Origin of the sequence: Acidocella aquatica, from assembly GCF_030160635.1 — a bacterium.
GTDB lineage: Bacteria > Pseudomonadota > Alphaproteobacteria > Acetobacterales > Acetobacteraceae > Acidocella > Acidocella aquatica.
In genome coordinates this window covers 65280-76368 of sequence record NZ_BSOS01000079.1, presented here as the reverse complement: position 1 = coordinate 76368, position 11089 = coordinate 65280, and the positions used below count along the sequence as shown (strand labels likewise).

At 59.9% G+C, this 11089-nt stretch carries 10 protein-coding genes; 6 read left to right on the top strand and 4 right to left on the bottom strand.

Going from position 1 to position 11089, the window contains the following annotated elements:
• Positions 1-110: 110 nt before the first annotated feature.
• Complete coding sequence (locus QQJ84_RS14570) at positions 111-1541, top strand: MFS transporter (RefSeq protein ID WP_348522684.1); 1431 nt, start codon at positions 111-113, stop codon at positions 1539-1541.
• Between the two features lie 150 nt (positions 1542-1691).
• On the opposite strand, the gene QQJ84_RS14565 is transcribed toward QQJ84_RS14570, so the two are convergent.
• Together QQJ84_RS14565 and QQJ84_RS14560 are read right to left on the bottom strand one after the other, a co-directional pair.
• Positions 1692-2315, bottom strand: a complete 624-nt coding sequence (locus QQJ84_RS14565; RefSeq protein ID WP_284259032.1) for an MlaC/ttg2D family ABC transporter substrate-binding protein — start codon at positions 2313-2315, stop codon at positions 1692-1694.
• 30 nt (positions 2316-2345) lie between these two features.
• Complete coding sequence (locus QQJ84_RS14560) at positions 2346-3137, bottom strand: MlaA family lipoprotein (protein WP_284259031.1); 792 nt, start codon at positions 3135-3137, stop codon at positions 2346-2348.
• A gap of 207 nt (positions 3138-3344) precedes the next feature.
• Here QQJ84_RS14560 and metF point away from each other — a divergent pair, with 207 nt between their 5' ends.
• From metF to QQJ84_RS14535, 5 genes are all read left to right on the top strand, one after another.
• A complete protein-coding gene (gene metF, locus QQJ84_RS14555) occupies positions 3345-4277 on the top strand; it encodes a methylenetetrahydrofolate reductase [NAD(P)H] (RefSeq protein ID WP_284259030.1) in 933 nt (310 codons plus the stop codon).
• Positions 4274-6427 carry an ATP-dependent helicase gene (locus QQJ84_RS14550; RefSeq protein WP_284259029.1) on the top strand — a complete coding sequence of 718 codons (2154 nt, stop codon included), beginning with the start codon at positions 4274-4276 and terminating at the stop codon, positions 6425-6427. The genes metF and QQJ84_RS14550 overlap by 4 nt, the downstream gene beginning before the upstream one ends.
• Positions 6417-7295, top strand: coding sequence for a 50S ribosomal protein L11 methyltransferase (locus QQJ84_RS14545; protein WP_284259028.1), 879 nt, complete (start codon positions 6417-6419; stop codon positions 7293-7295). Before QQJ84_RS14550 ends, QQJ84_RS14545 begins: the two co-directional genes overlap by 11 nt.
• Positions 7296-7583: 288 nt before the next feature.
• Complete coding sequence (locus tag QQJ84_RS14540; RefSeq protein WP_284259027.1) at positions 7584-8972, top strand: APC family permease; 1389 nt, start codon at positions 7584-7586, stop codon at positions 8970-8972.
• An 86-nt stretch (positions 8973-9058) separates the two neighbouring features.
• On the top strand, positions 9059-9394 hold the full coding sequence (locus QQJ84_RS14535) for a hypothetical protein (RefSeq protein ID WP_284259026.1): 336 nt from the start codon (positions 9059-9061) through the stop codon (positions 9392-9394).
• Between the two features lie 3 nt (positions 9395-9397).
• Here the strand turns inward: QQJ84_RS14535 and QQJ84_RS14530 are convergent, their stop codons facing one another.
• Together QQJ84_RS14530 and QQJ84_RS14525 are read right to left on the bottom strand one after the other, a co-directional pair.
• Positions 9398-10117, bottom strand: a complete 720-nt coding sequence (locus QQJ84_RS14530; RefSeq protein ID WP_284259025.1) for a type 1 glutamine amidotransferase — start codon at positions 10115-10117, stop codon at positions 9398-9400.
• Positions 10118-10201: 84 nt separating this feature from the next.
• On the bottom strand, positions 10202-10939 hold the full coding sequence (locus QQJ84_RS14525; protein ID WP_284259024.1) for an enoyl-CoA hydratase/isomerase family protein: 738 nt from the start codon (positions 10937-10939) through the stop codon (positions 10202-10204).
• Between the last annotated feature and the right edge of the window lie 150 nt (positions 10940-11089).

Sequence of the window (11089 nt, the reverse complement as noted above, 5' to 3'; positions counted from 1 at the left end):
TAACCGCCCGCGGCATCGCCAACCTCTCCGCCGTCGCCGCCATGGAGGCGGGACTCGGGGGGAAGAGTGGGTGAGAACTGGAAAATGCCGCGCATAAAGCCACGCTTCGCATGATTTCGATGCGAATTTCGCCAGCCGTATCCACTAAGTCGCACCGGCGTTTCATTACATGGCTGGTGGCCGGCGCGGCATTCATGGAGATGCTGGATGGCACGGTGATTGTAACCGCAATGCCGCAGATGGGGCGCGCCTTCAACGTTTCGGCAGTGGCAATGAACATTGGCGTGACAGCGTATCTTCTGGCGCTTGCGGTGTTCATGCCCGTAACAGGATGGGCGGCGGAGCGCTTTGGGCTACGCCGGGTGTTTGCGGGAGCGGTGTTAATGTTTACCGTGGCATCATTGCTCTGTGGCGTGAGTGGAAGCCTCTGGATGTTCACGGCGGCGCGCGTGTTGCAGGGCATTGGCGGCGCGGCAATGGTGCCGGTGGGCCGCCTGGCCGTGTTGCGTGCAACCGCGAAACAGGACTTGGTGCAGGCGATTGCCACGATCGTCTGGCCGGGGTTGATTGCACCGGTTTTGGGGCCGCTGATCGGTGGTTTTCTGGTAACCTATGCCTCCTGGCGGTGGATATTCTTTCTCAATCTTCCGCTGGGGCTGGCCGCTTTCACGCTGGCATTGCGACTTTTGCCGGGGATGACGGGCGAACAGAGCAGGCCGCTCGATATCACAGGGTTTTTTTTGATGGGAGGCGGGCTCGCGGCGCTGGTTTTTGGTTTCAACGAGCTGGGCAGAACCGGGGCCGCCCAGTTTTTTCCCGAGGTGCTTCTGGCAACCGGAGCGGGGCTTGGCGGCCTTGCGGTGTGGCACTGCAAGCATCATGAATTTCCGCTGCTTGAGTTCGGTGCTTTACGAATTCGCACCTATGCCGTCAGTGTCTGGGGCGGCTCACTCTTCCGGGTCGCGATCAGCAGCGCGCCGTTTTTGCTGCCATTGCTGTTTCAGACAGTTTTCGGGCTCAACGCATTCATTTCGGGAGCGCTGCTACTCAGTCTTTTTGCGGGCAATCTGCTCATGAAAACGATCACGACCCGGGTTTTACGGCGGTTTGGTTTTCGCCAGGTGCTGGTATTCAATGGCCTGCTGACCGCCATGTCACTGTTTGTTTGCGCGTGGTTTACGCCTGGAACACCGCAATTTCTGATTGTTCCGGTTCTCTTTATCGGCGGGGCGTTGCGTTCGATGCAGTTCACCAGCCTGTCGACGATTCAATTTGCTGATGTACCGGCGCAACAGATGAGTGGGGCGAGCACGTTATCCAGCATGATGTCGCAGTTGACCATGGGCATGGGCGCTGCGCTCGGTGCGTTCACGCTGAATGTCAGCGCGCTGCTGCGCGGCGGCGTGGTGGGAAGGCCCGATCTGCATGATTTCCACAACGCGTTCTACCTTGCGGCCGGTATCGCCTTTCTGGGAGTTCTGGATTGCCTGCGGCTGGACAAAGCCGCGGGACGAACCGTGAGCGGGCACAAAGACCCGTAAGATTTTGCACATGATTGGAGCAATACCCGGCTCAATGGCGGCTGTTATCAGCAACGGGGTAAACCGCCCCATGCAGAGATCAATCTGCGATTGGCACGAAACGGGTGGATCATGCCAATCGCATCAAATTGATCGTGGAACCATCACCCCTTATTGTGCGGCGGCGATCTTGGTGATTTGCGTCTGCATGGCTTTGAGCAGTGCGCTCACCTGCCCGCCATTATCGGTCACCACCGAGGCATAGTCATTACGGGTGGTAATCCGCAGGCTGGTCCCGGCCACGATCACGTCAACTATCTTTGGCTGACCGTCCACTTCGTCCACTGCCCAGCCAACATCCGCCGGCGCCTTGCCGGGGCTGGTGATGGTGGTGTCAACCACCATGTCATTACCCATTGGCTTCACCCCGTTTACGACGAAGTTAAGCCCCTGATAGGCTTTGATCTGAAAGGTGATGTTGTAGGACAGTAACTGGTGGAACAGGCTGAGGAACTGAGCATGCTGGTCAGCCGAGGCGACATTGAGATAACGCCCTAGCACATAATCGCCCACCTGATCGACCGCGACGATATTATTGACCAGCTGGCGCAGCTCATCGGCCTTTTGCGAGGTGCTGGCGCCGCTGTTAACAACGCTAACGAGCTGCTGGCCGGATTGGGTAATAAAGGCCTTGGCGGCATCAGCCGGCACCAGCGCGGCCTGGGCGAAGCTGGGCATGGCTGCCACAACAGGAGCAAAGGCGAGAGCCCCCAGAAGCAAACGGCGAAGATACATAGTTACGTCCTTAAAGTTAAAATGCGGCGGTTACTCATGCGCCCAGGGATTGGGCACAGGCGTGTCACGCTCGTTAATTAACTGCAACTCTGAGTCACGACTTTGGCGATAAAGACTCCGAAATGTGGCATAGGGGTCAAGCGCGGTCGCTTTCACCTGATCGATCGGGCCAATGTAGGCAGCACGGGTATTGACCAGATGCAGCCCGGTTTCCGCATAGCTGAAATCGGTGAGCGCGCCGCTCGCGGGAGCAATCTTCATCGGCGTGGCAAAATATTCGACCGGCAGGTTCCACACATCACGCGCGCCCGAGGGGCCAAACACCGGCAGATACAGATAAGGCCCGGCGGGAATGCCCCAAATGGCCAGTGTCATGCCAAAATCCGTATCCGTCTCGGGGTAGCCGAGCGACGCCGCGGGATCGAAAATACCGCCGATTCCAATGGTTGAGTTGACCAAAAACCGCACAAACGCGGTGCCCGCATCGGTCGGCTTGCCTTCCAGCATGAAATTCGCCCAGCGGGCGGGTTCGCCGATATTGGTGATGAAGTTGCCGACATGGTCGCGGATCGGCTGCGTGGTGATGTCCACATAGCCCTGCGCCACCGGCTTCATGGCGTAGGTGTCAAGCTTGTCATTCACAGTGTAGAAAACCCGGTTGGTAGGCTCCAGCGGATCGTTCTGCTGCTGATAGGCCTGGTAATCGGCTGTGTCGGTCTTCGGCGGAGGGGTGGCGCAGCCAGCCAGCAGGGCCGAGACCAGCAACCCCGGCGCCGCCAGACTTAATGCCCGGCTGATTTCGCGTTTCACGGTCATCTTCATACTGTTCAACCCCAACTTAACCTGGCCCCCCAGGCTGGGCGGCCCCATATAATATGTGTTGCTCAATAACGCGGCTTCAACCCAGACGCTACTGCCAAAAGACACATTGCCCAAAAGCCAGCCGCCCAAACAGCATATGGGTCATCCAAGCATGGAATCCTTAACCATGCCCTTGCGAAAATCCGGCGGTGCTGTCACGGAACCAGCATGACCCATTCCCCGAACCATGACACGCTGGAACGCTGGGCCACCAGCACGCGCATCGCGCCCCTGCCTGCCCGCGAAGGCGCTGCGCCGCCCGCCATATCCTTCGAGTTTTTCCCGCCCAAAACCCCGGCGCTGGAGACCCAGCTCTGGGCCTGCATTGAGCGTCTGGCGACCCTGCGGCCGCAATTCGTCTCGGTCACCTACGGCGCCGGCGGCTCCACGCAGGAGCGGACCCACGCGACCGTGCTGCGCATCGTCAAGGAAACCAGCCTCACCCCGGCCGCGCACCTCACCTGCGTGGGCGCCACGCGCGAGGAGGTGGACGAAGTCGCCCGCCGCTATTGGGCTGCGGGGGTTAAACACATCGTCGCCCTGCGCGGCGACGCGCCCAACGGTGAAGCCTACACCCCGCACCCCGGCGGCTACGCCTACGCGTCCGATCTCGTCGCCGGGCTGCGGCGCATCGCTGATTTCGAGATCACCGTGGCCGCCTACCCCGAAGTTCACCCCCAGGCGCTCAGCCCGCAGGCCGACCTGGACAACCTCAAGCGCAAGCTTGACGCCGGGGCCACTCGCGCCATCACCCAGGTTTTCTTCAACAACGACGTCTACCTGAACTTCCTCGACAAGGCGCTCGCCGCCGGGATCACGGCGCCGATCGTCCCCGGCATCATGCCCGTCTCTAACTTCAAGCAGGCCGCCAGCTTCTGCGCCGCCTGCGGCACCTCGGTGCCACAGTGGATGGCCGAGCTGTTCGAGGGCCTCGATGACGATATCGAAACCCGCCGCATGGTCGCCGCCGCCACCACAGCTGAGCAAGTGCGTATCCTGCAGGCCAATGGCATTGATGAATTTCATTTCTACACATTGAACCGGCCCGATCTGGTCTATGCCATCGCGCGGATTTTGGGTGTAAAACCCTTAATCGCATGACAAATTATCTGGATGGCCTGAATCAGGCTCAGCGCGATGCCGTTGAATCGACTGAAGGTCCCGTGCTGGTTTTGGCCGGCGCAGGCACCGGAAAAACGCGCGTGCTCACCACCAGGTTTGCACACATCCTGCTCAGCCACCGCGCCTACCCCAACCAGATTCTCACCGTCACCTTCACCAACAAGGCGGCGCGCGAAATGCGCGAGCGCGTCGGCAAAATCCTCGGCCAACCGGCTGAGGGGCTCTGGCTCGGCACCTTCCACGCCCTGGGCGCGCGCATGCTGCGCCGCTTCGCGGACCGTGTGGGCTTGCAGAGCAATTTCTCCATCCTGGACTCCGACGACCAGATGCGCCTGCTCAAACAGGTGATGGAGGCCGCGCGCATTGACGTAAAACGCTGGCCCGCGAACGCGCTGATGGCGCAGATTCAGAAATGGAAAGACAAGGGTTTCATGCCGGGTGAAATTCCCATGGCGGATTCAACGGATTTTGCGAACGGCAAGGCCGAGGCCCTGTACCGCGACTATCAGGACCGGCTGAAAGCTCTGAATGCCGCCGACTTTGGCGACCTGCTGCTGCTCACCGTCAACCTGCTGAAAAAAGACCCTGAAGTTCTCGCCACCTATCAGAAAATGTTCAAATATATTCTGGTGGACGAATACCAGGACACCAACCTGGTACAATATTACTGGCTGCGCCTGCTCGCGCAATCGCACAAGAACATCTGCTGCGTGGGCGATGACGACCAGAGCATCTACTCCTGGCGTGGCGCCGAGATCGAGAACATCCTGAAATTCGAACGCGACTTCCCGGGCGCGAAAATCGTGCGGCTGGAAGCCAACTACCGTTCCACTGCGCCGATTTTGGCCGCCGCCTCGCATCTCATAGCGCACAACACCGGGCGGCTGGGTAAAACCCTGCACGCCGGGCGCACCGATGCCACGGGCGATAATGTTGAAGTGGTGGCGCTGTGGGATTCCGAGGAAGAGGCGCGCATGATCGGCGGCCGCGTTGACACCTACCGCCGCGCCGGACAGTCCCTGGCGGAAATGGCGATTCTGGTACGCGCCGGTTTCCAGACCCGCGCTTTTGAAGAACGCATGATCCTGCTGGGAATTCCCTATCGCATCATCGGTGGCCTGCGGTTTTATGAACGCGCGGAAATTCGCGACGCCGTGGCCTATTTGCGCGTGCTGGCGCAACCGGCTGACGATTTGGCCTTCGAGCGCATCGTCAACCTGCCCAAACGCGGCATTGGCGATACCTCGCTGCGCGCCATGCACGGCAAATCCCGCGCCGCGCAGGTCTCGCTCTACGCCGCCACGGCGCTGCTGGTGCAGGAAGGCGGCTTCAAGGGCAAGCTGCGCGAAACCGTGCGCGCGCTGCTGCAAAACTTCGACCATTGGCGCGCCATGCTGGAACGTGAGGGCCATGTTGTCACGCTTGAGACCATGCTCGACGAATCCGGCTACATCGCCATGTGGAAAGCCGACAAATCGCCCGATGCCCCCGGCCGGTTGGAAAACCTGAAAGAACTCATCCGCGCCCTGGCTGATTTCGAATCCTTGCAGGCATTCCTTGAGCACGTCTCGCTGGTGATGGAAAACGAGGAAAACAGCGACGACGCCAAACTCTCCATGATGACCCTGCACGGCGCCAAAGGTCTCGAATTTGACACGGTGTTTCTCCCCGGCTGGGAAGAAGGCGTTTTCCCCAACCAGCGCGCGCTGGATGAAGGCGGCAACAAAAGTCTGGAGGAAGAACGCCGCCTGGCCTATGTCGGCATCACCCGCGCGCGCCACCGCGCCGTCATCACCCACGCCGCGCGCCGGCGCACCTATGCCGGCTGGCAGGATTCCATCCCAAGCCGTTTCATCGAGGAACTGCCGGAGGAATTCATAACCCACACCGGATCGGCGGCGGCCAGCCAGCAGCCGCGCTGGGGCGCGCCGGTCAGCTTTCCGGTGCAGGCCCGCGCTCCGGCAAAGCCCGTGGCAAGCTCTAAAATACCCCCGGGGACGCGGGTGTTCCACCAAAAATTCGGCTACGGCACGGTGCTCGCCGCCGAAGGCGACCGGCTGGACATTGATTTCGAGACATCAGGAGAAAAGCGCGTGCTGAGCAATTTCGTGGAACGGCATGATGCCTGAGCAACTGGACTGCATCGCGCTCACCGTCCCGGCCGACGCGCTGGATTTTTTCGAGGCCGCGCTGGGTTCGGTATGCCGGGCGGTGTCCTTCTTCCATAACGAGGATATGGACATCTGGGATATCCAGGGCGTGAAGGAACGCGGCGCCCATGAGGCCGAGCTGGAATCCGCCCTCGCCGTCGCGGAGATGGTCACCGGGGTCACACCCACGATCACCCGCGCCCTGGTCCCAGTCGGCGGCTGGCTGGCGCGCACCAAGGCCGCATTTCCCGAGCAGACCATCGGGCGGCGCTTCGTCGTGCGCGGCACGCACATCAACGCCCCCGAAATCCCAGGGCGCATCACCCTCACGCTGGATGCCGGCCTCGCCTTTGGCACCGGCGAGCATAACTCCACCCGCGGCTGCCTCATCGCGCTGGAGCGCGTGGCGCAATATCACCGCCCGCGCCACATTCTTGACCTTGGCACCGGCTCGGGGATTCTCGCCATCGCCGCGGCCAAGCTGCTGCGCCAGCGCGTATTGGCGAGCGATATCGACTCGCGCGCCGCCCGTGTCGCCAACGCCAACGCAAAACTAAACGGCGTTGCCGGGCTGGTGCATGCCATCCGCGCGGACGGCTGGATGGATAAGCGCATCAAGCGCAATGCGCCTTATGATCTGGTGTTCGCCAATATCCTCGCCCGCCCGCTCTGCGCCATGGCGCATCAATTGGGGGAGGGCCTGGCCCCAGGGGGCATCGCCATTCTGGCCGGGCTGCTCACTACCCAGGCCAACTGGGTGCTCTCTGCCCACCGGCGCGCCGGGCTGGTTCTGGAGGACCGTCTGGCCGACGGCGCCTGGTCCATCCTGACCCTGCGCAAACCGTGAAATAAAAATGAGGTTTTAGATCGTTTGAGGTTCGTTCAGATGAACGAGCCGAAAACGTGAATTGCCGTCCTGTCTTTTGCCGCGGAATGAAGCTGAATGCGTATTCGCACGCATAATCGCCCGCTAACGAGGCAGGATTTAATCGCATGCCGCCTAAAATTTAGCCGTTCAAAGATAATCTGTATAAATATCCCGCTATTTACAGTGCCGAAGCAACCGCCGCTTTTGGCATGAAAATTGCTCAAAAAGAAATTGAGTTTCTTTTATGTAAACAACTCGGGGGTATTCATGTCAGAGCTTCGCAAGGATAGTCTATCATTCATAGAGGCGTTGGGCCAATCCGTTGCCAATGTTTCGCCAACGCTCACCCCCGCCCTCGCGGTCGCGGTGGTCGTCGGCATCGCGGGCACCGCATCCTGGCTGGTCTATATCATCGCCACGGCTGCATTGCTCATCGTCGCGCTCAACATCTCTAAACTTGCCGGGCGCATCCCCGCCGCCGGTTCGTTCTTTGTTTATGTTTCGCGCAGCCTAGGCCCATCCTACGGCATGCTGGCGGGCTGGGCGATGCTCGCTGCCTATCTCTTCACGGCCATGGCCTTAACAATCGCAACCTCGATTTTTGTCAAAACCTTCTTCGCCTCACTCGGCTACACTTTGCCGATCGCCAACATCCCGATGTATCTCATTCTTTCCGTCCTGGTCTGGATGTTCGCGACACGCGACATCCGTATCTCCTCGCGCATCGGGCTGACGCTGGAGGTGATATCAGTCGTCATCATTCTTGCCGTCATTGTCATCACCCTCTCACATTATGGCTTCAAGCCCGATACGCAGCAACTCACACTGAAAGGCTCAAGCTTCGGCGGCATCGCACAGGCGATCGTCTTTGCGATCTTTTCTTTCGTGGGCTTCGAGAGCGCGGCCTCCCTGGGCAAGGAGACCCGCAATCCGAAAGTCACAATCCCAAAAGCCATCATCGCAACGGCCATTTTCTCCGGCGTGTTTTTCGTCATCACCACCTATGTCATCACCCAGGGCTTTGGGGACAACGCGGCAACCCTCGGCGCCAGCTCAGCACCTTTGGGTGACATCACCAACTCGATCAGCAAATACATGACGGCCCCTGTCTATTTTGGCGCTACCATCAGCTCCTTTGCCTGCGCGTTGGCATCCTTGAATGCGTTCGGCCGCATGCTGTTCTCGCTCGGGCGCTACCAGTTCGTGCACAGCTCCATGGGCATCGTTCACCAGACCCGCAAAACACCGCATCTCGCCTTAACGGTTGGCGCAATCCTTAACTTCCTGGTTTGTGCCGCTTTCGCCAGCAACGCCGAGACCAACACCTTTGGCTGGTATGGCACGCTGGCCTCCTACGGCTTCATTATTGTGTATTTCCTGTGCTCGCTCAGTGCCCCCGTGCTGCTCAAGCGCACGGGGGAGCTCAAACCCGGGAATGTCGTGATCGGCGGTCTTGGCGCCGTGCTCATGATCCTCTCGCTGGTTGGCAGCGTGTATCCTGTGCCATCCGCGCCCTATAATTATTTCCCCTACGCCTTCGCGGCCTACATGCTGGCCGGTTTCGCCTGGTTCTCGGTCCTTAAATTCAAGACGCCGCAAATTCTCGCCGGTATTCAGCATGATATGGAATCGGCCGTGGTTCCCGCGGGTAAATAGGGGGGGAATACCCCAGCCCGTAGATTTTTATTGAGTGCGTGAACAAAGCCGGAGACTTTTCTCCGGCTTTGTTTTATCCATGCCTTATGAACAATCTTGCGATTCTTGCTGTCCTTACCTTGGCCGCCGTATTAGAAGCCGGCGGCGACGCTCTGGCCCGCACCGGCCTCCACGCGCATGCCATGAGCACCCGCCTTGGCTTTTTTGCGTTGGGCGCGGTTGTCCTGTTCAGTTACGGCATCACAGTCAATCTGCCGAGCTGGGATTTCGGGAAACTTCTGGGTGTCTACGTCACCTTGTTTTTCGTGGTTGCGCAGGTGATCAATCTGGCTGCATTCGGGGTTCGCCCCAGCCTGCCCATTTTATGCGGCGGGGCGCTCATCGTCTCCGGCGGGCTGCTGATGACTTTCTGGAAAGCCTAGGTCTTAAGCTGAAACTTGCAGCGTTGCCCCCTGCAGGAAATTCAAGATCAGCCGCCGCGCGACTCCTTGCAAATCATCAATTTTCGCGTCCACCTCCGCCAATATGAGCGGCAGAGAGCCGGGGCCTTTCACCGTCTCGAGCGCGGCCGCATATTCAGGCAGCGCGGCCCATTCCTGGGCGGTGGTCTCAGTCAGTTCAGCATGAAACTGCAAGCCATAAGCGTGCTCTCCCAGGGCGAAGCCTTGCACGCGGCACGCCGCGTTCGTGGCAATCAGGCTGGCGCCGGGCGGCAGTTCACATACCTCCGCGCCGTGCCATTGGAAGCAGGTCAGTTGTTCGGGCAGGCCTGAGAACAAAGCCGCTGCGCCAACCTGCCGCACCTGGCTCATTCCTACCTCGGGCGCGGTTTTCATTAAACCCACTTTGCCGCCCATGGCTTCAGCGAGCAATTGTGCGCCAAAACACATGCCAAGATACGGTTTGCCGGCACTTACCCAGGCCCGGATCGCGGCTTTTTCCGCAGCAAGCCAAGGGTGAGCCTCTTCCTCCCACACATCCATAGGGCCGCCCATGACCAGCAAAACATCGTAATCATGCAGCGGCGGAATCGCCTCGCCTTCATCAAGCTCAATCTGATGCAGGCTATGCCCTTGAGCTTTGATCGTGTCACGGAAGCTGCCCGGATGCTCGATGGCAACATGCTGAAACACCAGAATTTTCATTGTATTATCTCATTCGTTCTGCTTGCTTGGGTGAGAATAGCTTGGCCAAGGACGGGAGAAAATAAAAAAACTCCCGCCATCCGCTTATTTTTTCGAGGCAAATTTGCGAAAGGCGGCTTGCGCCTCGCCGGTGAGCGCCGCGCGCATGAACAGCCGGTTGGCCAATAGGTCGGATGTCTCGCCATCGCGCGGATCATGCGCGAAATACTCTTTCACCAGCCCGGTCTGCATCGCTGGCAGCCCGGCCAGCCGCGCCGCGATTTCGTAGGCTCTGGCAAGCGAATTCGTTTCCACCAGATAATCCACGAGCCCCAGCCGGTGGGCCTCCTCGCCGTTCAACACCTCCATGCCGAAACTCAGCCGCTTGGCCACCGGCCGGCCCACGCGGTCCACCACCGCGGCCAGTCCCCAGGCGGGAAACAGCCCGATGGGTACCTCCGGCAACGACCATTTGGCATCGCGCTGCGAGACGGTAAGGTCGCACGCGGCCGCCAGCGTCAGTCCGCCGCCGATGGCAAATCCATCCACCGCGGCTATAACCGGCTTGCCAAGCGCGCTGATAAGCCGCGCCAACCTGCCAGACTCGGCTTCGAAATTCCGGCGCTGCGCCGCGGACATTTCCGCCAGCCCGCCAAGGTCGCTGCCCGCGCAAAATCCGTTGCCCGCGCCGGTCAAAATTACCACCCGTACCTCCGGCGCCGCGTCCAGCGTGTCAAAGGCTTCGATCATCCGCCGTACCAGTTCGCTGGACATGGCGTTGCGCTGCGCTGGACGGTTCATTGTGAGCAGGGCCATGCCATCGGCGGTGTTCAGGGTGAGCATGCGAAATCTCCAAATCCTGTTTGGTTTTTCTTCAGTTTCAGGTGCCCGTCTCGCCCTTTGGCGCTGCGAAACGGGGCGGATGCCGCTCGAATTATCATATTAGCGTACAACTGCACCATAGAGCGATGCATCCAGCGGCCAAGCTGGCTC